At 71.5% G+C, this 23,452-nt stretch carries 17 protein-coding genes; 6 read left to right on the top strand and 11 right to left on the bottom strand.

The genetic code is table 11. The annotated features are described in order from the left end of the window. Positions 1-9: 9 nt before the first annotated feature. Complete coding sequence (locus ACIRD7_RS00880; RefSeq protein ID WP_403447915.1) at positions 10-3,189, top strand: ATP-binding protein; 3,180 nt, start codon at positions 10-12, stop codon at positions 3,187-3,189. On the opposite strand, the gene ACIRD7_RS00885 is transcribed toward ACIRD7_RS00880, so the two are convergent. From ACIRD7_RS00885 to ACIRD7_RS00895, 3 genes are all read right to left on the bottom strand, one after another. Next, positions 3,167-3,961 carry an ABC transporter permease gene (locus ACIRD7_RS00885; protein WP_403447917.1) on the bottom strand — a complete coding sequence of 265 codons (795 nt, stop codon included), beginning with the start codon at positions 3,959-3,961 and terminating at the stop codon, positions 3,167-3,169. The genes ACIRD7_RS00880 and ACIRD7_RS00885 overlap by 23 nt on opposite strands. Continuing rightward, positions 3,958-4,974 (bottom strand): ATP-binding cassette domain-containing protein, encoded by a 1,017-nt coding sequence (locus tag ACIRD7_RS00890; RefSeq protein ID WP_403447919.1) that lies wholly within the window; start codon positions 4,972-4,974, stop codon positions 3,958-3,960. Before ACIRD7_RS00890 ends, ACIRD7_RS00885 begins: the two co-directional genes overlap by 4 nt. Positions 4,975-5,056: 82 nt before the next feature. Next, positions 5,057-5,392 carry a YnfA family protein gene (locus ACIRD7_RS00895; protein WP_403447921.1) on the bottom strand — a complete coding sequence of 112 codons (336 nt, stop codon included), beginning with the start codon at positions 5,390-5,392 and terminating at the stop codon, positions 5,057-5,059. Between the two features lie 166 nt (positions 5,393-5,558). On the opposite strand from ACIRD7_RS00895, the gene ACIRD7_RS00900 reads away from it, so the two are divergent. Continuing rightward, complete coding sequence (locus ACIRD7_RS00900; protein ID WP_403447923.1) at positions 5,559-6,056, top strand: flavin reductase family protein; 498 nt, start codon at positions 5,559-5,561, stop codon at positions 6,054-6,056. A 77-nt stretch (positions 6,057-6,133) separates the two neighbouring features. On the opposite strand, the gene ACIRD7_RS00905 is transcribed toward ACIRD7_RS00900, so the two are convergent. The 3 genes from ACIRD7_RS00905 to argG form a co-directional block, all read right to left on the bottom strand. Beyond that, positions 6,134-7,663, bottom strand: coding sequence for a helix-turn-helix domain-containing protein (locus ACIRD7_RS00905; protein WP_403447925.1), 1,530 nt, complete (start codon positions 7,661-7,663; stop codon positions 6,134-6,136). 65 nt (positions 7,664-7,728) lie between these two features. Next, on the bottom strand, positions 7,729-7,926 hold the full coding sequence (locus ACIRD7_RS00910; protein WP_403447926.1) for a DUF4236 domain-containing protein: 198 nt from the start codon (positions 7,924-7,926) through the stop codon (positions 7,729-7,731). Positions 7,927-8,127: 201 nt separating this feature from the next. Then, positions 8,128-9,582, bottom strand: coding sequence for an argininosuccinate synthase (argG, locus tag ACIRD7_RS00915; protein WP_403447928.1), 1,455 nt, complete (start codon positions 9,580-9,582; stop codon positions 8,128-8,130). Between the two features lie 248 nt (positions 9,583-9,830). Here argG and acnA point away from each other — a divergent pair, with 248 nt between their 5' ends. Then, positions 9,831-12,548: an aconitate hydratase AcnA gene (acnA, locus tag ACIRD7_RS00920; RefSeq protein WP_403447930.1), complete on the top strand. Its 2,718-nt coding sequence runs from the start codon at positions 9,831-9,833 to the stop codon at positions 12,546-12,548. Between the two features lie 116 nt (positions 12,549-12,664). Here the strand turns inward: acnA and ACIRD7_RS00925 are convergent, their stop codons facing one another. Beyond that, on the bottom strand, positions 12,665-13,090 hold the full coding sequence (locus ACIRD7_RS00925) for a nuclear transport factor 2 family protein (RefSeq protein WP_403447931.1): 426 nt from the start codon (positions 13,088-13,090) through the stop codon (positions 12,665-12,667). 50 nt (positions 13,091-13,140) lie between these two features. On the opposite strand from ACIRD7_RS00925, the gene ACIRD7_RS00930 reads away from it, so the two are divergent. Beyond that, entirely contained in the window at positions 13,141-13,641 is a 501-nt protein-coding gene (locus ACIRD7_RS00930) for a MarR family winged helix-turn-helix transcriptional regulator (RefSeq protein WP_403447933.1), read from the top strand. 45 nt (positions 13,642-13,686) lie between these two features. Here the strand turns inward: ACIRD7_RS00930 and ACIRD7_RS00935 are convergent, their stop codons facing one another. After that, complete coding sequence (locus ACIRD7_RS00935) at positions 13,687-14,274, bottom strand: Uma2 family endonuclease (RefSeq protein WP_403447934.1); 588 nt, start codon at positions 14,272-14,274, stop codon at positions 13,687-13,689. Between the two features lie 298 nt (positions 14,275-14,572). On the opposite strand from ACIRD7_RS00935, the gene ACIRD7_RS00940 reads away from it, so the two are divergent. Both ACIRD7_RS00940 and ACIRD7_RS00945 read left to right on the top strand, forming a co-directional pair. Continuing rightward, positions 14,573-15,685, top strand: coding sequence for a lytic polysaccharide monooxygenase (locus ACIRD7_RS00940; RefSeq protein ID WP_403447936.1), 1,113 nt, complete (start codon positions 14,573-14,575; stop codon positions 15,683-15,685). 363 nt (positions 15,686-16,048) lie between these two features. Then, positions 16,049-19,336, top strand: coding sequence for a GH92 family glycosyl hydrolase (locus tag ACIRD7_RS00945; protein WP_403447938.1), 3,288 nt, complete (start codon positions 16,049-16,051; stop codon positions 19,334-19,336). Between the two features lie 37 nt (positions 19,337-19,373). On the opposite strand, the gene ACIRD7_RS00950 is transcribed toward ACIRD7_RS00945, so the two are convergent. The 3 genes from ACIRD7_RS00950 to ACIRD7_RS00960 form a co-directional block, all read right to left on the bottom strand. Next, complete coding sequence (locus ACIRD7_RS00950) at positions 19,374-20,618, bottom strand: VWA-like domain-containing protein (RefSeq protein ID WP_403451594.1); 1,245 nt, start codon at positions 20,616-20,618, stop codon at positions 19,374-19,376. 131 nt (positions 20,619-20,749) lie between these two features. Beyond that, positions 20,750-21,991, bottom strand: coding sequence for an AAA family ATPase (locus ACIRD7_RS00955; protein ID WP_403447939.1), 1,242 nt, complete (start codon positions 21,989-21,991; stop codon positions 20,750-20,752). Between the two features lie 73 nt (positions 21,992-22,064). Continuing rightward, entirely contained in the window at positions 22,065-23,450 is a 1,386-nt protein-coding gene (locus ACIRD7_RS00960; RefSeq protein WP_403447940.1) for a hypothetical protein, read from the bottom strand. Positions 23,451-23,452 lie beyond the last annotated feature (2 nt).

Raw genomic sequence — 23,452 nt, forward strand, 5'->3', positions numbered from 1 at the left:
TCTGCACGCGTGACGACCGAGTTGACCCTGCTGTCCCAAGTCGCCTGGCACGGCCGGGAGATCACCGCGCCCCGGCTGCGCGGACTGCTGGCGCTGCTCGCGCAGGAGCTGCGCACCGGCTGCAGCACGGGCCGGCTGGTGGAAGGGCTGTGGTCGGACGAGCTGCCGGAGCGGCCCGGCAAGGCGGTGCAGGTCCTGGTGTCACGGCTCCGGGGGCAGCTGGGCGCCGATCTGATCGTGAGCACACCGACCGGGTACCGGCTGGCGCTGGACGAGACCCAGGTCGACGCGTCCGCGCTGCTGCTGCACGAGACGGCGAGCGCCAAGCGGACGCGTGCGGGGGATCACGCGGGCGCCCTGGCGCAGGCCGAGGCGGGCCTGGCGCTGTGGGACGGCGGCACGGGCGCCGGCGCGGGGGAGGACGTGCACGATCCCGTGGTGGCACTGCGCGCCGACCGCACCCGGGCCCACCGTTCACTGGTCCGCTACCGGGCGCTCGCCCTCGCCCGTGTGGGGCGCCAGGAAGAGGCCGCCGCACCGCTGGCCGAGCTGGCCGGAGAGCTGCCGCGCGACGAGGAGGTGCTGGCCGAGCTGCTGCGCTGCGAGGCCGCCACGGCCGGGCGGGCGGCGGCGCTGAGCCGGTACGACCTCTATCGCCGCGCGCTGCGCGACGACCTCGGCGCCGACCCCGGGCCCGGACTGCGGTCCGTGCACCAGGAGTTGCTGCGCGCGGACGCGCCGCCCGCCCGCCATGGCGTCCCCCACGAACCGAACCCGCTGCTCGGCCGGGACACCGACGTCGCCGCCGTGGCCGGGCTGCTGCGCGCGGCACGCGTGGTGACGGTCGTGGGGCCCGGCGGGCTGGGCAAGACGCGGCTGTCCCACGCGGTGAGCCGGACGGCCGAGCAGCCGCTGGTGCACTTCGTGAGCCTGGTCGGTGTCACCGCCGACGACGACGTCGCCGCCGAGGTGGCCTCGGCCGTCGGCGCCGGGGAGGGCCCGCAGTTCGCGGGCGGCGCGGACAAGGACGCGGTCGCCGGCATCCTCGGCGCGCTGGGTCCCGGCCCCGCCCTGCTGGTGCTCGACAACTGCGAGCATGTGATCGACGGCGCCGCCGCCCTCGTACAGGCGCTGGTGTCGCGGTCCAAGGAGCTGCGGGTGCTGGCCACCAGCCGGGCTCCGCTGGGGCTGACCTCGGAGTCCGTGCACGCCCTGCCGGAGCTGTCCCTGGCCACCTCGGTCGAACTCTTCGAGCAGCGGGCGCGGGCCGCGCGGCCCGGCGTGGAACTGCCCGCCGACCAGGTCGCCGAGGTCTGCCGGCACCTGGACGGCCTGCCGCTCGCCGTGGAACTGGCGGCGGCCCGCGTGCGGGTGCTGTCCGTGGCCGACATCTCGCGCCGCCTGCGGGACCGGTTCGCGCTGCTGCGCGGCGGCGCCCGTGACGCGCCCGAGCGGCATCGCACGCTGCGGGCCGTGGTCGAGTGGAGCTGGAACCTGCTGGAGCCCGACGGGCAGGCGGCCCTGCGCGCCCTGTCGGTGTTCCCCGGCGGCTTCACCGCGGACGCGGCCGAGTACGTGCTCGGCGAGACCAGGGACGCGCTCGAACTGCTGGAGCAGCTGGCCGGCCAGTCCCTGATCAAGGTGGGCGACGACGCCTCCGGGGTCCGCTTCCACATGCTGGAGACACTGCGGGAGTTCAGCGCCGCCCGGCGCGGCGAGGCCGGCGAGGACGAGGTGCTGACCGACCGCTTCCTCCTGTGGGCACGGGACTTCGGCCGGGCCCACCACGACGTGCTGTTCAGCGGTGAACCGCTGGCGTCCTGGAACCGCGTCCGGGCCGAGCAGGACAACCTCGTGCTCGCCCTGCGCCACGCGCTCGCCCGCACCGACGGTCCCACCACCGCCGCCGTCACGGCGGTGCTGTCGTCGTTGTGGGCCACGGGCAGCAACTACGCCCGGCTCGCGGGCCTGGCGGCCGAGACCGCCGGCCCGCTGTCCCACTTCCTCCCCGGCCCCGAGAACCCCGAGGACGTGGAACCGGCCCGCAGCGCGGCGGCGGTGTGCGCGGCGAGCGTCTTCATGGGCCTCGGCCCGCACGCCGTACGCCAGCTCGTCACCCTGCGCCGGCTGCCGCCCGCCCGGCCGGACACCCTCGTGCGGGCGATGGCCGTCGTGCTGTGCGCCGTCCCGGACATACGTCCGCCGCGATACGAGCGCCTGCAGGAACTCTGCGACGCCGACGAGCCCATGCTCGCGGGCATCGCGTCCGGAGTCGCCAGCTACGTGTGGGAGTCCGAGCACGAGACGGAACGGGCGCTGGAGTGTGCCCGGCGGATGCTCGACGCGCTGTCGCCGCTCGCCAATCCGACGATGCAACTGCTCGGGCACGGCCGGGTCAGCGAGCTGTGCCTGCAGTCCGAGCGGGGCGCGGAGGCGTACGACCACCTGCGGGCCGCGCTCGACGCGTTCGGCGAGTTCGGCGACTGGTTGGACTCGGGCGGCATCCACTGGGGGCTGGTCCTCGCCTGCCTGCACCGTGGCGAGGTCGACGAGGCGGAGTACTGGCTACGGCTCGCCGCGTCGACCCCGAAGCCCGAGGACGCCCAGACCTACACCTCCGACCTGCCGGTCCGGGCGGAGATCGCGCTGGGCCGGGGACTCACCGAGGTCGGTCTCGGACTGTGGCGCCAGGGCGTGGAGCGGCTGCGGGACAGCAGCCTGCGCGCCGTCGGCGATCCCTTCCTGGACACATGGGTGCTGCGGATGCAGTCGGCCGCGGTGGCGGCGCACGCCCAGCACGGCCGGCTGGAGCCGGTGGCCGATCTGGCCGAGCACCTGCGGGAACGGCTGCTTCGGATGCTGACCGGCTCCTCCGGTTCCCCCGGCTCCTCCGCTTCTCCCCGTGAGGGGGCCCCGGTGGAACTGCCGGTGTACGGCACGGTCCTGCTCGCCCTCGGCTTCGTCGGGCTCGCCCGGGGAGACGCCTCGGCCGTACGGCTGCTGGCGCTGGCGGAACGGATGCCGGTGGTGCGGGACTTCCCCACCTTCTCCTCGGCCCGGTCCCGGGAGGCGGCCGAGAACGCCGACCGGGCGGCGTACGCCGACGCGAGGTCGAGGTACGCCGCCCTGGGGCGCGATGAGTTGCGGGTCGCGGCGGTGCGGGAGCTCACTGGCGCGGTTCACGGCTGAACTGCGCCTTGGACCACCAGTAGCCGAGCACGGTCAGGGCCAGGCACCAGACGAGCGCGAGGACGGCGTTCCGGGTGCCGATCTCGGTGCCCATGAGCAGGCCGCGCAGGGTCTCGATGAAGGGCGAGAAGGGCTGGTACTCGGCGAACCAGCGGAACCAGCCCGGCATGGCGTCCACCGGTACGAAGGCGCTGCCCAGGAGGGGCAGGATCATCAGCGGCTGGGCGGCGTTGCTGGCCCCTTCGGCGTTGGGGGACGCCAGGCCCATCCCGACCGCGAGCCAGATCAGCGCCACGCTGACGAGCGTGAGCAGCCCCGCCGCCGCGAGCCACTCGATCGGCGAGGCGTCGGGCCGGAAGCCGATGGCCAGCCCGACACCCAGCACCACGGTCAGGGCCAGCAGCGCCTGGATCACGCTGCCCGCGACATGGCCGATCAGCACGGAGGCCCGGGAGATCGCCATGGTGCGGAACCGGGCCATGATGCCCTCGGTCATGTCCATCGCCACGGACACCGCGGTGCCGATCGCGATCCCGCCGATGGTCATCATCAGGATGCCGGGGACCAGGTAGGCGACGTAGTCGGCGCGGTTCGCTGTGCCGCCGTTGATGCCGGCGCTCATCACGTTGCCGAAGACATAGACGAAGAGCAGCAGCAGGATGACCGGCGTGAGCAGCAGGTTCAGGGTGAGGGAGGGGTAGCGGCGGGCGTGCAGGATGTTGCGCCGCAGCATGGTGAGGTTGTCGCGGACAGCGTGGGTGGCGGTGCTCATCGGACGGTCTCCTTGTCGGCGGAACCAGTGGAACCGGTGGAACCAGTGGAACCGGTGGAACCGGTGGGCTGGGTGGGTACGGGGCTGCCGGTCAGGGCGAAGAAGACGTCGTCCAGGTCCGGGGTGTGCACGGACAACTCGTCGGCCTCGATGCCGGCGGCGTCCAGCCAGTCGAGGATGGCGCGCAGTTCGCGCTGGCTGCCGTCGCTCGGGATCTGCAGGGTGAGTGCCTCGTCGTCGCGACCGGCCTCGCGCAGCGCGGTCGCCGCCCGCTCGTAGAGCCCCGGGTCGGAGAACCGAAGCCGCACATGCCCGCCGGGAACGAGCCGCTTGAGCTCCTCGGCGCTGCCCTCGGCCACGAGCCTGCCGCCGTTGAGGACGGCGATGCGGTCGGCGAGCTGGTCGGCCTCCTCCAGGTACTGCGTCGTGAGGAAGACGGTCGTACCGCCGGAGACCAGTTCGCGGATGATCCCCCACATGTTGTGCCGTGAGCGCGGGTCGAGGCCGGTGGTCGGCTCGTCCAGGAAGATGATCCGAGGGCCGCCGACCAGCGTCATGGCGATGTCGAGGCGGCGCTTCATACCGCCGGAGTAGGTGGAGGCGGGCTTCTTCGCGGCGTCGACGAGGTCGAAGCGTTCGAGGAGGCCGGCGGTGACCCTGCGGCCCTCCGCGCGGGAGAGGTGGTGCAGGTCGGCCATCAGGAGCATGTTCTCCTCGCCGGTGATCAGTCCGTCCACGGCGGAGAACTGCCCGGTGACCCCGATGGCGGCCCGCACCGCGTGCGCCTCGGCCGTGACGTCGTGCCCGGCGATCCGCGCCTGCCCGCCGTCGGCGGAGATCAGGGTCGACAGGATGTTGACCGTCGTGGTCTTGCCGGCGCCGTTCGGACCGAGGAGGGAGAAGACCGTGCCCGTGGGCACCTGGAGGTCGATGCCGTCGAGGACCGTCTTGTCCCCGTACGACTTGCGCAGCCCGGTGGCGGCGATCGCGAGTTCGTGAGGCGTTGTCGTCATGCCGCAGAGCTTGCGGCCGGGGCGGTTCAGAACGGCTTCAGGCGGGTTTCAGTCCCCGGGAGGCGGTTTCAGGCCCAGCGGCTCAGCTGCCGCGCGGCGCGTACATGATCACGGCCATCCCGGCGAGGCAGACCAGCGCGCCGAGCACGTCCCAGCGGTCGGGCCGGTAGCCGTCGGCGACCATGCCCCAGGCGATGGACCCGGCGACGAAGATCCCGCCGTACGCGGCGAGGATGCGCCCGAAGTTGTCGTCGGACTGGAACGTGGCCACGACGCCGTACAGACCGAGTGCGACGACCCCGGCGCCGACCCAGATCCAGCCCTTGTGCTCCCGGATCCCCTGCCAGACCAGCCACGCACCACCGATCTCGAACAGGGCGGCGACGGCGAACAGGACGACGGAACGGGCGACGGTCATGATCGGTGAGCCTACCCGCGGGACGTACGGGTGGCCGGTCCACTGGCTGGCTGGCTGGCTGGCTGGCTGGACGGATGGGTGGGTGGGTGGAGGGATGGCATGGACCCGCGCTCCGTGGTGAGGTGATGTAACAGGCGCGGTCACGGGCGACGGGAGCGGCGTGGGCATGGCGGGCATGGACGAGTTCGTCGGGCGGCTGGACCCCGACATGTGCGTGGTCACGGCCGCGGCGGGCGGCGAGCGGGCCGGCTGTCTGGTCGGCTTCGCCTCGCAGTGCTCCATCCGGCCGGTGCGGTTCGTGGTGTGGCTGTCGGAGGTCAACCACACCTTCCGGGTGGCACGCACCGCAGAGGTCCTCGCCGTGCACCTGCTGGCCCGCGAACAGCACGCCCTCGCCGAGCTGTTCGGCGGCCACACCGGCGACCGGGAGGACAAGTTCCGGGACGCGGGGGAGGTGCGCTGGCGGGAGGGGTACGGCGGGGCGGTCATCCTCCAGGACGCACCGGCCTGGTTCGTCGGCCGGATCATCACCCGCGTCGGCGGAGGCGACCACATCGGCTTCGTCCTCGACCCGGTCGAGTGGGGTGGGCGCGGGGCGTATGACGGGCCGTTGTTGCGGCTTGGGGATGCCGGGGGGATCTCGCCGGGGCATCCGGTGGACTGAGTGGCCCACGGATGCCGCCGCACCCGATTCCGACCCGCTTCACCGCGGGGCGCACGGAGTGCGGCGGCATGCGTGACTCAGATGTCCCGGAAGATCTCGATCTGCGCCCCGACGGAGTTCAGCCGCTCGGCGAGATCCTCGTAACCCCGGTTGATGACATACACGTTGCGCAACACCGACGTGCCCTCCGCCGCCATCATCGCCAGCAGCACGACCACGGCCGGACGCAGGGCCGGCGGGCACATCATCTCGGCGGCGCGCCAGCGGGTCGGGCCCTCGACCAGGACGCGGTGCGGGTCCAGCAACTGGAGGCGGCCGCCCAGGCGGTTGAGGTCGGTCAGGTAGATCGCGCGGTTGTCGTAGACCCAGTCGTGGATCAGGGTCTTGCCCGAGGCGACGGCCGCGATGGCCGCGAAGAACGGGACGTTGTCGATGTTCAGGCCCGGGAACGGCATCGGGTGGATCTTGTCGATCGGCGCCTCCAGCTTGGAGGGCCGGACGGTGAGGTCCACCAGCCGGGTACGGCCGTTGTCGGCGAAGTACTCGGGCGTGCGGTCGTGGTCGAGGCCCATCTCCTCCAGGACCGCCAGCTCGATCTCCAGGAACTCGATCGGCACGCGACGCACCGTCAGCTCCGACTCCGTCACCACGGCGGCGGCCAGCAGGCTCATCGCCTCGACCGGGTCCTCGGAGGGGGAGTAGTCGACGTCCACGTCGATGGTCGGCACACCGTGGACCGTGAGCGTCGTCGTGCCGATGCCCTCGACGCGCACACCGAGCGCCTCCAGGAAGAAACACAGGTCCTGGACCATGTAGTTGGACGAGGCGTTGCGGATGACCGTGACACCGTCGTGCCGCGCGGCGGCCAGCAGCGCGTTCTCGGTCACGGTGTCGCCGCGCTCGGTCAGCACGATCGGCCGGCCGACGCGCACGGACCGGTCGACGGTGGCGTGGTACTGGCCCTCGGTCGCCGCCACTTCGAGTCCGAACCGGCGCAGCGCGATCATGTGCGGCTCGATGGTCCGGGTGCCGAGGTCGCAGCCGCCGGCGTACGGCAGCTTGAAGCGGTCCATGCGGTGCAGCAGCGGACCGAGGAACATGATGATGGACCGCGTGCGTACGGCCGCCTCGGCGTCGATCGCCGCCATGTCCAGCTCGGCCGGCGGCACGAGTTCCAGGTCGACGCCGTCGTTGATCCAACGGGTGCGCACGCCGATGGAGTTGAGCACCTCCAGCAGGCGGTAGACCTCTTCGATGCGGGCGACCCGGCGCAGCACTGTGCGCCCCTTGTTGAGCAGTGAGGCGCACAGCAGGGCCACGCAGGCGTTCTTGCTGGTCTTGACGTCGATCGAACCGGACAACCGACGTCCGCCGACCACCCTCAGATGCATCGGCCCGGCGTACCCGAGCGACACGATCTCGCTGTCCAGGGCTTCACCGATTCGGGCGATCATCTCAAGGCTGATGTTCTGGTTGCCGCGCTCGATGCGATTGACGGCGCTCTGAGAAGTGCCGAGCGCCTCGGCCAGCTGCGCCTGTGTCCAGCCGCGGTGTTGCCGGGCGACACGGATGAGCTTGCCGATGCGTACGAGGTAGTCGTCTGCCATGAGGTTGAGGTTATCTCAGATATGAGATGGCACCTTCTCTGGGGGGCCATTCGGGTGACGGGGTGTCAACGCCGCCTGGCCGAACGAGTGCGGCGCCATCCGAAAGGTCCAGGCAAATCCATCGATGTCGTACGACGTCCCGTGCTGCTGTGCGTGTGTCGCGGGCCGTGGCTGCCACCGGTGGTGATGGACCAGGAGTGCCGGTTGATGTTCAGTCGCACTCCCGGAAGGATCCGGAAACTCTTGCGGAACGTGAGGCCCACGGAGGCCTCCCTTCGGAGTCGGGTACGGGTTGCGTACCTCTCGGTTACCCCGACCTTGCGAACTGATGGCATGTCGGAGAGAACCCGTGCCGGAAGGTGACCCGTGCCGGGAAGTAACGCGCGTCGGGCCACAAGAAAGGGCCCGGTCCGACGCCTGTGGCGTCCGACCGGACCCTTCCGTGGTCCGTCCTCGTGTGGCCGTCAGTCCGTGCCGGACTCCATCGCGGCGCGGTCCAGCGCGGCGTCCTCCTCCGAGACCTCGCCGCGCGAGGCGATGGCCTCGGCGCCGCCCTCAGGCAGCTCCGGCATGGTGCCGATCAGCCCGGTGGCGGCGGCCTGGGAGGCGCCGACGGTGGGGCTGCCGGTGCCGATCAGGCCGAGGCCGACGTACTGCTCCAGCTTGGCGCGCGAGTCGGCGATGTCGAGGTTGCGCATGGTGAGCTGGCCGATCCGGTCGACCGGGCCGAAGGCCGAGTCCTCGGTGCGCTCCATGGACAGCTTGTCCGGGTGGTAGCTGAACGCCGGGCCGGTGGTGTCGAGGATCGAGTAGTCCTCGCCCCGCCGCAGGCGGAGGGTGACCTCGCCGGTGACGGCCGCGCCGACCCACCGCTGGAGCGACTCGCGGATCATCAGCGCCTGCGGGTCCAGCCAGCGGCCCTCGTACATCAGGCGGCCCAGGCGCCGGCCCTCGTTGTGGTACTGGGCGAGGGTGTCCTCGTTGTGGATCGCGTTCACCAGGCGCTCGTACGCCGCGAACAGCAGGGCCATGCCCGGCGCCTCGTAGATGCCGCGGCTCTTGGCCTCGATGATCCGGTTCTCGATCTGGTCCGACATTCCGAGGCCGTGCCGGCCGCCGATGGCGTTGGCCTCCATCACCAGGTCGACGGGGGAGGCGAAGTCCTTGCCGTTGATCGTGACCGGCCGGCCCTGCTCGAAGCCGATCGTCACGTCCTCGGCGGCGATCTCGATGGTCGGGTCCCAGAACCGCACACCCATGATGGGCTCGACGGTCTCGACGCCGGTGTCCAGGTGCTCCAGGGTCTTGGCCTCGTGGGTGGCGCCCCAGATGTTGGCGTCCGTGGAGTACGCCTTCTCCGTCGAGTCCCGGTAGGGCAGGCCGTGGGCGACCAGCCACTCCGACATCTCCTTGCGGCCGCCGAGCTCGGTCACGAAGTGCGCGTCGAGCCAGGGCTTGTAGATCCGCAGGTTCGGGTTGGCGAGCAGTCCGTAGCGGTAGAACCGCTCGATGTCGTTGCCCTTGAAGGTCGAGCCGTCGCCCCAGATCTGGACGTTGTCCTCGAGCATGGCCCGCACCAGCAGGGTGCCAGTGACGGCACGGCCCAGCGGCGTGGTGTTGAAGTACGCGCGCCCGCCGGAACGGATGTGGAACGCGCCGCACGTCAGCGCGGCCAGGCCTTCCTCGACCAGGGCGGCACGGCAGTCGACCAGGCGCGCGACCTCGGCGCCGTAGGTCTTGGCGCGGCTGGGCACCGAGGCGATGTCGGGCTCGTCGTACTGGCCGATGTCGGCCGTGTAGGTGCACGGGACGGCACCCTTGTCGCGCATCCAGGCGACCGCGACCGAGGTGTCGAGCCCGCCCGAGAAGGCGATGCCGACGCGTTCGCCGGTGGGGAGGGAGGTGAGGACCTTGGACATAGGAAGAGTATGCATCAGTACTCATGATTATGCAAAGGGTGCACACGGAAACCCTGGGCATGACCATCCCGGCCCCATGTACTAGAGTTATCTCGACATCGAGATATCTGCCGAGGCGTACCGCAGCCACACGCCGTCGACGGTCCCGGAGTAAGGGTTGCCTAACTTAGCCTTACCTTAGCGGATCGGCCGAGTCGGCGTGGCGGCAGGATGCGGTGGGAACGCGCACATCAAAGAAGGAGACTGTCGTGTCGGCGAACAGCTTCGACGCCCGCAGCACGCTGCAGGTGGGCGACGAGTCGTACGAGATCTTCCGGCTGGACAAGGTGGAAGGCTCGGCCCGCCTTCCGTACAGCCTGAAGGTGCTGCTGGAGAACCTCCTCCGCACCGAGGACGGCGCGAACATCACCGCCGACCACATCCGCGCCCTCGGCAGCTGGGACTCCCAGGCCCAGCCGTCGCAGGAGATCCAGTTCACGCCGGCCCGCGTGATCATGCAGGACTTCACCGGCGTGCCCTGTGTCGTGGACCTCGCCACCATGCGTGAGGCCGTGAAGGAGCTCGGCGGCGACCCCGCGAAGGTCAACCCGCTCTCCCCGGCCGAGCTGGTCATCGACCACTCCGTCATCGCCGACAAGTTCGGCACCCACGAGGCCTTCTCCCAGAACGTCGAGCTGGAGTACGGCCGCAACAAGGAGCGCTACCAGTTCCTGCGCTGGGGCCAGACCGCCTTCGACGACTTCAAGGTCGTCCCGCCGGGCACCGGCATCGTCCACCAGGTGAACATCGAGCACCTGGCCCGGACGGTCATGGTCCGTAACGGCCAGGCCTACCCGGACACCCTCGTCGGCACCGACTCGCACACCACCATGGTCAACGGCCTCGGCGTCCTCGGCTGGGGCGTCGGCGGCATCGAGGCCGAGGCCGCGATGCTCGGCCAGCCGGTCTCCATGCTCATCCCGCGCGTCGTCGGCTTCAAGCTGACCGGTGAGCTCACCCCGGGCACGACCGCCACCGACCTCGTGCTGACCATCACCGAGATGCTCCGCAAGCACGGCGTCGTCGGCAAGTTCGTCGAGTTCTACGGCGAGGGCGTCGCCGCGACCTCCCTCGCGAACCGCGCCACCATCGGCAACATGTCGCCGGAGTTCGGCTCCACCGCCGCGATCTTCCCGATCGACGACGAGACCCTGAACTACCTGCGCCTGACCGGCCGTGACGCCCAGCAGGTCGCGCTCGTCGAGGCGTACGCCAAGGAGCAGGGTCTCTGGCTGGACCCGGCCGCCGAGCCGGACTTCTCCGAGAAGCTGGAGCTGGACCTGTCGACGGTCGTCCCGTCGATCGCCGGCCCGAAGCGCCCGCAGGACCGTATCGTCCTGGCCAACGCCGCCCAGCAGTTCGCCCAGGACGTCCGCAACTACGTCGACGACGTCGACGAGGCGGGCAAGGAGTCCTTCCCGGCCTCCGACGCCCCGGCCATCGCGCCCAACGGCGCCCCGTCGAACCCGGTCACCGTGACCGCCCCCGACGGCTCGACGTACGAGATCGACCACGGTGCGGTGACGGTCGCGGCCATCACCTCCTGCACCAACACCTCCAACCCGTACGTCATGGTCGCCGCCGCGCTGGTGGCCAAGAAGGCGGTCGAGAAGGGCCTGACCCGCAAGCCGTGGGTCAAGACCACCCTCGCCCCGGGTTCGAAGGTCGTCACCGACTACTTCGACAAGGCGGGCCTGACCCCCTACCTCGACAAGGTCGGCTTCAACCTCGTCGGCTACGGCTGCACCACCTGCATCGGCAACTCCGGCCCCCTGCCGGAGGAGGTCTCCAAGGCGGTCAACGACCACGACCTCGCGGTCACCTCGGTCCTCTCCGGCAACCGGAACTTCGAGGGCCGTATCAACCCCGACGTCAAGATGAACTACCTGGCCTCCCCGCCGCTGGTCGTCGCGTACGCCCTCGCGGGTTCCATGAAGGTGGACATCACCCGTGACGCCCTGGGCGCCGACCAGGACGGCAACCCGGTCTTCCTGAAGGACATCTGGCCCTCCGAGGCCGAGGTCAACGACGTCGTGGCGAACGCCATCGGCGAGGACATGTTCTCCAAGTCCTACTCCGACGTCTTCGCGGGCGACGCCCAGTGGCAGGCCCTGCCGATCCCGACCGGCAACACCTTCGAGTGGGACGCCGAGTCGACGTACGTCCGCAAGCCCCCGTACTTCGAGGGCATGACGATGGAGACCACCCCGGTCTCCGACATCACGGGCGCCCGCGTCCTCGCCAAGCTGGGCGACTCGGTCACCACCGACCACATCTCCCCGGCCGGCGCCATCAAGGCCGACACCCCGGCCGGCAAGTACCTCACGGAGCACGGCGTCGAGCGCCGCGACTTCAACAGCTACGGCTCGCGCCGCGGCAACCACGAGGTCATGATCCGCGGCACGTTCGCCAACATCCGCCTGCGCAACCAGATCGCGCCGGGCACCGAGGGCGGCTACACCCGCGACTTCACCCAGGCCGACGCGCCGGTGTCGTTCATCTACGACGCCTCGCAGAACTACCAGGCCGCCGGTATCCCGCTGGTCATCCTGGGCGGCAAGGAGTACGGCTCCGGCTCGTCCCGCGACTGGGCGGCCAAGGGCACGGCCCTCCTCGGCGTCAAGGCCGTCATCACCGAGTCGTACGAGCGCATCCACCGCTCGAACCTCATCGGCATGGGCGTCCTGCCGCTCCAGTTCCCGGCCGGCCAGTCGGCCGACTCGCTCGGCCTGACCGGCGAGGAGACCTTCTCCATCGCGGGCGTCGAGGAGCTGAACAACGGCACCACCCCGAGCACGGTGAAGGTCACCACCGACACGGGCGTCGAGTTCGACGCGGTCGTCCGCATCGACACCCCCGGTGAGGCCGACTACTACCGCAACGGCGGCATCATGCAGTACGTGCTGCGCAGCCTGATCCGCAAGTAAGCGGTACGGCAGGGCAGTTCGGCAGTTGAGGGCCGCATCCCCGATCACAGGGGGGTGCGGCCCTTGTCGTTCTCCTCCCGTGACATCGCCGGGCTCAGCCGGAACACGGGATTCCCTCAGCGCGCGGCCAACGCCTGTCCCTCGTAACAGTCGTAGTTGCGCTGAGCGACGATCTTCCCGTCCCGGAAATCCAGAAGCGCCGCGATGTGTGCGCGGAGCACATGGCCCGCGGGCACATCGCCGAACGGAACGGCCAGGGTGCCGGACCACTTGACCTCCAGGGCGACCTGATCGCCGGAGGCTACCGCGCTGATCACCTCGTACCGCTGCTCCGCCAGGAGGGTGCGGGCCTGCCGCGATGCCGCGAGGGTCTCCGCGCGATCCCGGGCGGCACCGGCCGGGAACAGCGCATTGGGAAGTTGCGTGTGGACGAAGTCCGGATGCAGGAACGGCTCCAGCTCCTCGGGCGCGGCCAGCCGGGCCACGGCCTCGTGATAGCGGACAGCGGTGCGGACGTGAGGGTGATCGCTGAACGGTGACATACGCACAACCGTAGTTGCACAACTATGGTTGTGCAATAGATCCTGGAACCGTGCAGCAGCCTCAGCAACCTCAGCGGCCTCTCGCCCCCAGCGACCTGGACCTCGGCAGCCTCGCCCTCTTCCTCGGGTTCGCCACCACCACCGCCGTCCAGGAGGACCTGGCCGCAAGGGGCTTCGGCGACCTGCGGATGTCCCACGGCTATGTGTTCCAGCACCTGATCGACGCGCAGCCGACCGTGAGCGACCTCGCGGCGAAGCTCGACATGACCCAGCAGGGCGCCTCGAAGGCGGTCGCCGAACTGGAGCGGCTCGGCTACGTGGAGCGCATCCAGGACCCCCTCGACGCCCGAATCCGCCGAGTCACCCTCACCCGCCGCGGAGTGGAAGCCGTGGCCGCCGCCCGGAGCGCCCGCGCGGCACTGGAAGCACGACTGCGTCGACGCTCGAACCCCGCCACCTTCGACACGGCACGCACCCTGCTGGCCGACCTCCTCGACGAACTGGGCGGCACCGCGGCGATCCAGCGCCGGGATGTGCGACCGCCGCGGTGAAGTGAGCCGGCCCGGTCGAGACCTGTCCCGGTGTCGTGGCGGGAGTCAGAATCCGACGAGCGCGTCGAGGTCGATCTCGACCGGAAACGGCAGTTCCGTGATCAGCTTGTCTTGGTGGACCGGGTGGGACGGCGCGGGGAAGTACGCGAGTGTGTCCGCGTTGAGCCAGTACTCGTGCACCGCGAGCCTCTGATCCCGGTCCAACTCCACGCGCCAGTAGAACGGGACCTTGTTGGCGGCGAAGAGCGCGGGCTTGCGTACGCGGTCGTCCTGGCGGGAGCCGGGGGAGACGACCTCTACGGCGAGAGAGACCTTTGCCACCGGGATGCACTCAGTCTCGAAGAAGTTGAGCGTTCGGGGGTCGAAGGCGATCGCATCGGGCTTGGGTGTGTTCTGGTCGTCGACCATCACGCATTGCTCGGACACGACCTGGTACGGCTCGGTGCGCGCCGCCTCCAGGGCCGCCGCCAGCTTGTCCCGCACCCGGTTGTGCCAGAACTTGGTCCGTCCTCGGAGCACGATCTTGCCGTCCACGAGTTCCCAGTCGAACGGTAGCTCCAAGTGCTTGACCTGATCGAAGGTCCAACCGCGGGCCGGAGGGATCATCCAGGTGTCCTCAGTGGCAGGCCTCATGGCCGCCAGTGTGGACGCCGATACGCGTCGTGATCGTACTTACGAAGGTATCGCCACCCGAACCGGCGATGCCATGGCACGCCATTGACAGCTGTCAAAAGCGTTTACAACCACGCCTCCCGGCGCTACCTTCCGCAACAGACGGGGTGGGAGCGCTCCCATAGTTGCGGTGGACCGGAACCCGCCGCCCCGGACCGCTCCCGCCCCGCACCCGCACGTGGCACCGCCAGTGACACCCGCGCACCCGTACACACCCACACCCGCACGGCCCGTACCTCAAGGAACGGACTGGTATGTCATGATCCTGACAAAAAAGCGCACGGGAGCCGACCGGACGCCCCCCTCACACACCCCCTGCCGATTAACCCACCCCACCCCCACCAAAGCCCTCTTCCTCATCCTGATCTCCCTCCTCGCCACCATCCCGGCCGTCGCCCTCGTCATGACCACCGGCAGCCGGGCGGAGGCCCACGGCACCCCCATGAAGCCCGGCAGCCGCACCTTCCTGTGCTGGCAGGACGGGCTCACCGACACCGGCGAGATCAAGCCCGTCAACCCGGCCTGCAAGGCGGCCCAGCAGGTCAGCGGCACCACCCCGTTCTACAACTGGTTCTCCGTGCTGCGTTCCGACGGCGCCGGCCGCACCCGCGGCTTCGTGCCCGACGGTGAGCTCTGCAGTGGCGGCAACACCAACTTCACCGGCTTCAACACCCCCAGCAAGGACTGGCCGCTCACCCACCTCACCTCGGGCGCGACCGTCGACTTCTCCTACAACGCCTGGGCCGCGCACCCGGGTTGGTTCTACGTCTACCTCACCAAGGACGGCTTCGACCCGACCAAGACCCTCACCTGGGCCGACATGGAGGAACGGCCCTTCCTCTCGGTCGACCACCCGCCCCTCAACGGCTCCCCGGGCACGGTCGAGGCCAACTACTCCTGGACCGGGCGGCTTCCGGCGAACAAGTCGGGCCGCCATCTCATCTACATGGTCTGGCAGCGCTCGGACAGCGCCGAGACCTTCTACTCCTGCTCCGACATCGTCTTCGACGGCGGCAACGGCGAGGTGACCGGCATCAAGGAGCCCGGCAACCCGACCGACCCGGTTCCCGGTGAGTGCTCGGCCGCCCGCCGCACGACCGGCAGTTGGTCGGGCGGCTACCAGTCCGAGGTGACCGTCACCAACTCCGGAGACGTCCCGATGCTCGGCTGGATGGTCGACTGGACGCTCCCGGCCGGGCAGAAGGTCGAGAGCCTGTGGAGCGGGAACGCGACCTACACCGGCCAGGACGTGATGGTCCACAACGCCGGCTGGAACGGCTCCCTCGATAGGGGCGAGAGCACGACGTTCGGCTATGTCGTCTCCGGCGCCGGCGGCGACAGTACGACGGCTCTGCCCTGCCGAGTGGGCTGAACCGGCGCTCGGGGCGGACCCGGTGGGCGTGAGCCGCTGTCCACCGGGTCCGCGAGCCGAACGGGCCCGAGGGGGGGAAGTGGGACCGTCCGGTTGATACGTGGCTTGTGGCGAGGTCGCGGTGCGACAACGTTGTCTGATGGTCTGCCGGATGACTCTACCGCCTCAACGGACAACGATGTCAAGCCAGTTGGGCGTCAACCGGCGCCAGCCAGGCCAACTCCGGCTGCCCCATGCGGGTGAGCACCCCGCGTGGTCCCCGTCGGAACGCGCCCTTCCGTGGTACCGGTGGCACACGCTACTGTCCCTGCGGCTTGTGCGACCCGTGGTGCGCGACCCGTCCGAAGGAGGAGGGGCCGCGTCATGCGTTTCCGTCCCAGACTGTCCCCAAGGCGTACGTCCTTGCTGCTCGCCGCCGTGCTCGCGGTCGGCGGCGCCACCCCCGCCCTCGCGGCGCCGACGGCACCCCCGGACCTGGTCAAGGACCCGACGTCGTACGTCGATCCGCTGATCGGCACCAAGAACGGCGGCAATGTCTTCCCGGGGGCCGTCACCCCGTTCGGCATGTTCTCCTTCAGCCCCGAGAACACCCGGGGAGACGCCACCCGCACGGCCGCACCCGGCGGTTACCACCACGACGCCACCCGCATCCGCGGCTTCAGCCTCACCCACATGTCCGGCACCGGCTGTGCCGGCGGCAGCGGAGACATCCCGTTCTTCCCGTACGCCGGTGAGGTCACCTCCTCGCCCGCGAGCGACACCAAGGACGCCGTCTACGCCTCCGACTTCAGCCACGCCGACGAGACCGCCGAGCCCGGCCGATATCGGGTCCGTCTCGCGTCCGGTGTGACCGCCGACCTCACCGCCACCGGCCGTACCGGCTCGGCGCGCTTCACGTTCCCGGACGGCAAGCCCGCCTCGCTGCTCGTCCGGACCGCCAACTCCGAGGTGGGCTCCACCGGTTCGACGGTCCGGATCGACCCCGGCGACCGCACGATCTCCGGCTCCGTCACCTCCGGGAACTTCTGCGGCTACCTTGATAGGGAAGGACAACGGCCGTACTACACGCTGCACTTCACCGCCCGCTTCGACCGCGCCTTCAAGGCCACCGGCACCTGGCAGGACGACAGGCTCGACCCCGGGTCCACCGAGGCGAGCGGCGGCACCGGCGGGTTCGCGAACGGCGGCCGCCCCGTCGCCGGGAAGGGTGCGGGCGGCTACGTCGAGTTCGCGCCCGGTACCGGACCGGTGAACGTCAAGGTCGGCATCTCGTACGTCAGCCAGGCCGGCGCCGAGGCCAACCTCGCCGCGGAGAACCCGCCGCAGCGCTCCTTCGAAGCCGTACGGGACGCCGCGCACCGCGCCTGGCGCCAGCGACTCTCCGCGATCCGGGTCGGCGGCGGCACCGACGCCGAGCGCACCACCTTCTACACCGCGCTCTATCACGCCCTGCTGCACCCGAACGTCATCAGTGACGCCGACCGTCGATACCGGGGCTCCGACGGCCAGGTGCACACCGTCAGCCGCGGTCACGGAGCCCAGTACGGCACGTTCTCCGGCTGGGACGTCTACCGCGACCAGGTCCAGCTGCTCACCCTCCTCAACCCGCGCGTCGGCTCGGACATCGCCCAGTCGCTGTACGAGCTGGCGCAGCAGAACGGCGGCATCTGGGACCGCTGGCTGCACGGCGCGGGCGGCACCCACGTCATGAACGGGGATCCGTCACCGATCGCCCTGGCCGGCATCCGGGCCTTCGGGGGGACGGACTTCGACCTGCGCGGCGCGCTCGCCTCGCTGGTCAAGGCGGCGACCGTACCCACGGACCAGGACCTGTCCCCGGCCGGCAAGCCCGTGCTGTCCGTCGGGCAGCGCCCCTCCCTGGACAAGTACCTGAAGCGGCACTACATGCCGTCCGTGTCCAACGCCTGGGGCGGCGCCGCCGAGACGCTGGAGATGTCCGGCGCCGACTTCGCGCTCTCCCGGCTCGCCGCCGACGCGGGGGAGCGGGACACGGCCAGGACCTTCGCCGAGCGCTCCCAGTGGTGGCAGAACAACTTCAACGCCGCGGCCACCCCGTCCGGCGGATACATCGCCAACCGCAAGGCCGACGGCAGCTGGGTCACCGGCTTCACCCCGGCCACCGGCAACGGGTTCGTCGAGGGCACGGCGGCCCAGTACACGTGGATGGTGCAGCACAACCCGGCGGGGCTGTTCGCCGCCATGGGGGGCCGTGACGCGGCCGTGCGACGGCTCGACGCCTTCTTCCACGACACCGACGGCGGCTGGGCCTTCACCGGCAGCGGCGGGGAGAAGTCCGAGCTGGACAACGAGCCGTCCATCAACGTGCCCTACCTGTACGCCTACGCGGGCGTCCCGTACAAGACGCAGGAGACCGTCCGGGCGGCGATGCGCGAGCTGTGGTCCACCGAGCCCGGTGGCATCCCCGGCAACGACGACCTCGGCGCCATGTCGTCCTGGTACGTCTTCTCCGCGCTCGGCATGTACCCGCAGGTACCGTCGCGCGCCGAACTGGTCCTCGCCTCACCGCTGTTCCCGCGCGTCGAGATCGACCGCCCGAACGGCGCCGACATCTCCGTACACGCCCAGGGAGCGGCCGCCGACGCCCCGTACATCCGCTCCCTGAAGGTCAACGGCCTTACCAGTGACCGCCCTTGGCTGCCGGCGTCCTTCGTGCGGGACGGCGGCCGGCTGGACTTCGCCCTCTCCGGTACGCCCGCCCCGGCCTGGGGCGCGTCCGAGGCGCCGCCCTCCTTCCGCGCGGGCGAGCAGCCGTACCAGATCGGCGTCGGCCCGACCACGGCGACCGTCGCGCCCGGCGGGAGCGCCGAGGTCGGCATCCGCGCGCTGTCGATGAGCGGGGGAGCGGGCCCCGAGGTGCGCTTCCGGGTCGACGCGCCCGCCGGCATCACCGCGACACCCGCCGCGGGCACGGTGACCGACGGCTCGCAGGAGATCACGCTGACCTCCGCCGACGGTACGGCCCAGGGCTTCTACGCCGTCGAGGTCACCGTGACATCGGGCGACACCTCGTACGCCCAGCCCGTGTCCCTGACCGTCGCGGCGCCGGGCACTCTCCTCGCGGCCTACAACAACACCGGTGTGTCCGACGACGCCGGTGACCACGACGAGGCCGACTACGACGGAGGCGGCTGGAGCTACTCCCGCCAGGCCCTCGCCGACGCCGGTCTGCCGCCGGGCGGGCAGGGCACGGTGGGCGGTGGCCTGACCTTCACCTGGCCCGGCTCGCCGAGCGGGCGCCCGGACAATGTCTCGGCGGCGGGCCAGACGATCGAACTGGCCGCTCCCACACGTCGGTTGTCGTTCCTGGGCAGTGCTGTCAACGGCAACCAGCAGGCCAAGGCCACCGTCACCTACACCGACGGCGGCACCGACACCGTCGACCTCGCCTTCACCGACTGGACCGTCGGCGGCGGCGCCGGCACCGTGCAGTACGGCAACGAGGTCGTCGCGCGGGCCGCGTACCGGAACGTCCCGGGCGCGGACCGGGATCCGGTCGACACCTATGTGTTCGCCACCCGGCCGTTCACCGCACCGGAGGGGAGGACGATCGCGAGCGTGAGGCTGCCGGACAAGGGCGATCTGCACGTCTTCACGCTGGCCCTCGGCTGACGTCTGACGGCGCCGCCCCGGCGTGGCGGCGCCGCTGTCAGCCGATGGTGACGACACGTGCCCACGAGGGCGGGGTGTCCGGGACATAGTCCGGGTCGTCCTCGTTCACGGCGGGCGCCGGGCGCGGGAAAAGCCCGACGACGGTGCGGCACGGCGGCTGCTCGGACGGCCAGGGCGTCTGGCCGTCCGTCAGCGCGACGATCACGTCCGGCCGGGGCCCGGAGCGCAGTGCCCGGGCGAAACCCGAGCGCAGATCCGTGCCCCCGCCGCCGATCAGCTCGATGTCCTCGGCGCGGCAGATCGGTGCCGCGATCCCGGCCGCCGCGTCGCAGGAGATCACCGAGACCAGGTCGCGGCGCCCGCCCACCGCGCGGGAGATCGCCGCCACTTCCAGCAGCGCGCCGCCCAGTTCGGCGTCGCTCACCGACCCGGAGGTGTCGATCACCACGCAGACCCGGGGCGGGTTGCGGCGCAGGCTCGGCAGCAGCACCCCGGGGACGGCGGCCGAGCGCCGGGACGGGCGCCGGTAGCTGTGGTTCTCGCCCACGCCGGGCGCACCGGCCGCGGAGCGCACCGCCGCGCCCAGCAACTGCCGCCAGGGCTGCGGCGGATGGAAGGCCTCCTCCGCCCATCGGCGCCACCCCTCCGGGGCCTCGCCCGGACGCCCCTTGATCCCCTCGGCGACCCGGAACCGCACGGCGTCCCGCTGCTGCCTGGTCAGCCCATGAGCCCCGTCCGGCCCCAGCTCCCACGGCCGTTCCTGGCCGTCGGCGCCGCCCCCGCAGTCCAGCCAGGCCAGATCGGCGACGAGTCCGGACAGCGACGCCGTGCGCAGGTACTCCTCCATCAGCAGCCCCTCGGGCAGCCGCAGCACAGAGGGGAGTACGGCCCCGGTGGGCCGGGGCAGGCCGTCGCCGTAGATGTCGTCATTGATCTCGAAGTCGGCGGCGATGTTCCTGCGCAGCCTCCCCCAGCCTTCGGCCCGGGGGACCCCCATCTCGCTTCGCTCGCCCGGCCCGTCGCCCTCCTGCTCCCGCGCGTAGCGCGCGCCCCGTTCGTGATGGTCCCGGAGCAGATGGGAGACCTCGTGCACCCAGACACCCGCCAGCTCCTCCAACGGGGTGCGCGCCACGAAGCCCGGGGAGACGTAGCAGCGCCAGTGCGCGTCCACTGCCATCGTCGGCACCGCACGGTCCTCCACCACCTGAAGCGCGAACAGCGCGGCGGCGAGGTAGGGGCGGACCTTGACCGCGTGCAGCCGGGCGGCCAGCAGTTTCTCCATGTCCAGCGGGACCCCGGCCGGGTTGTCGGGCCCGCCGCGCCGGACCGGTGCCGCCGGGACGTTCGCCCGTACCGGGCGCGGCGCAGGCGGCGGGGGCATCGGCCGCGGCAAGGGGCGCGTCGTGGTTCCCGTCATGCGCTCACCCGCCCCGCGCTCTTGGCCCTGACCCGTTCCACCGACCGGTCCGCGCGGTCGGCGAGGCCGACGACCGCGGTCAGCCGCTCCACCGCCTCGGGCACCGCCCAGTCGTCGCGCCGCACCGCGGCCAGTGCCTTGGCCGGGGCGACCAGCAGGTCCGGGGCGCCGGTCTCCAGAGCGCGGACCAGGACCGCCCAGCCCGCCTCCCAGCGCGCCCGCTCCGGCCGTGCCCCGACGGCGGCGACCACCGCCTCCAGCGCGGCCTGCCGGAGGTCACCCCGCTCGGGCAGCTCGGCACGGGCCGGATCGGCCAGCAGCAGCTCCGGGTCGGGCAGGTCCATCCGGTCCAGATGGGCGAGGAGTTCAAGACCCGGCCCGTCTCCCACCGCCCCCCGCACCAGCAGCGCCAGCACCTCCCGGGAGACGGAGGCGGCCGTGCCGAAGGCCAGCAGGGTGAGCGCGGCCTCCCAGCTCCGGGGCGAGGGCCACGCCCCGCCCCGCCGCGTCTCGGAGCTCGGCAGCCGGTGGATCAGCGTCGGCCGGGCCTCCAGGAAGCCGCAGACCGCGCGCCGGGCGAAGGCCACGGCCTCCGGCAGCCGATCGGGGTCCAGACGGGGCAGCTCGGCCCGGGGCCAGACCCCGCCGAGACCCCGCACCACCACCTCCCGGTCGTACACCCAGTAGAGGTGCACGAACCGGTTGGCCAGGGGCGGGCTCAGCTCCCACCCGTCCGCCGCCGAGGCGCGTGGATTGGCGGCCGCCACGATCCGTACCCCCGGCGGCAGTTGGAGGGCGCCGACCCGCCGCTCCAGCACGACCCGGAGCAGCGCCGCCTGGACGGCCGGGGTGGCGGTGGACAGTTCGTCCAGGAAGAGCAGTCCCCGCCCGGCCCGTACGAGCTCCACGGCCCACTGCGGCGGCGCCATCGGCACGCCCCGCACGGCGGGGTCGTCGCCCACGATGGGCAGCCCGGAGAAGTCGGTCGGCTCGTGGACGCTGGCGATCACGGTGGTCAGCGGCAGGTCGAGGGAAGCGGCGAGCTGGGTGAGGGCCGCGGTCTTGCCGATGCCCGGCTCGCCCCAGAGCAGCACCGGAAGATCGGCCGCGACGGCCAGGGTGAGGGCTTCGAGCTGCTCGTCGGGGCGCGGCTCGGTGGTGGTCGTACGAAGGCGCGTCAGGAGGTCTTCGGCAAGGCGGAGTTGGGGGTCGACGGACAGCAGGGCACGAGAAGTCATGGGCATCACCAGGTGGGGTCGAGAGAACGGGACAGCCCGAAGGCTGGGAAGAAGAGGGGACGAATCCGTCCGGTCAGAGGGGCAGGCCGGTACGCGGCCGGGTCCGGCTGCCGCGCTTGCGGCGCCACGGGAGGGGCGTACGCCGGTCGAGCCGGCCCCGCCGCACTTCGGCCCCGCCACCGGCGGCGGGATGCTCGGCGACCAGCCCCGCACGGAAGAGCCCGTGCTCGACGCGGCGGGCCGCGGCCGACTCCAGCTCCTCCCGGAGCGGTCCGTCGCGCAGCATCGCGCCGGGACCGAGCAGCCCTTCGATCACCGCGAGCGCCCCGGTGACATCGCCGTGGCCGAGCCGCTCCCGGACCGCCGGCAGCGCCTGCGGGCTGCGGTGCACCGAGTCGATCGCCCGCAAGCAGGGCAGCGCGGGGCCGCCGAGCGCCACCAGCAGTTCCTCCCGGCGCAGTTCGGCCGGTTGGTGGTCGACCGCCGTCAGCACACCGTCCCGCAGTGCGATCCGGTGCACCTCGCCCCGGCACTCCACCCGATGCGGATCGGCGGGCTCGGGCACGGGACGGGGCGCCGAAGCGGGGCCGTACGCCCGCAGCGCGGCGGCGACCAGCGGATGCAGCCGGTCGACCGTGACCAGCCCGGCCCGCAGCAGTTCCAGATCCGGCAGGACCCGGGCCGCCGCCTCCGGCAGTACCGGAAGCGCCGCGACCTCCTGGGGCGGCAACGGCCGGCGCGGCGACCGGAGCGTCGGGACGTGGCTGTCGTCGGGGGCGACGAGTTCGAGCACCGCGCGGCTGCGCGCGCCGAGGCGCACGGTGAACGCCCCACGGGCGCGGCCCTCGGCCCGCAACAGCAGCTCGGCCTCGCCGGCCCAACTCGCTTCGGCCCAACTCGACTCGTCCCACGAGGAGTCGGAAGCCGTGATGGCGGCACATCGGCGCGTCAGCTCGCCACTGCGCCCCGCGTCCCAGAGGTGCCGGTGCAGATCGAGGCGGAACCGCCGGTCGGGGTGCGGGTGCGGATGGCCGGGGACGGCGCCGCTGCCGGACTCCTCCCACAGGGCCAGCGACATCCGCTGTCCGGCGTCGGCCCAGGCCGGCGGCGTACGCACCACCAGATGCAGCCGACCGGGATAGCGGGCCAGGGAGAGGGTCAGGCCGGGCCGCAGCCACCCGTCGGGGGCGATCCGGGGCATGTGCCAGCGCAGCAGATCCGGCGCCAGCCGACGCAGGTCCGCACGGAGAAGGGTGACGAGTTCGGTGCCGTGGCGTTGGCGCACGGCGCGCAGATCGAGATCGACGTCGACACGGGCGGCAGCGCAGGCCCCGGCCCAGTCACCGGTGGCACGCCGCGCGGTCGCGGTCTCGATCATGGACGGTGGCACGGCGTACTCGCGTACGCGCTGCCACATCGACAGGCGGGTCGGAATCGCGTTCGCGAAGTGAGATGCCATCA

This window comes from Streptomyces sp. NPDC093568, assembly GCF_044764945.1.
Taxonomy (GTDB): Bacteria; Actinomycetota; Actinomycetes; order Streptomycetales; family Streptomycetaceae; genus Streptomyces.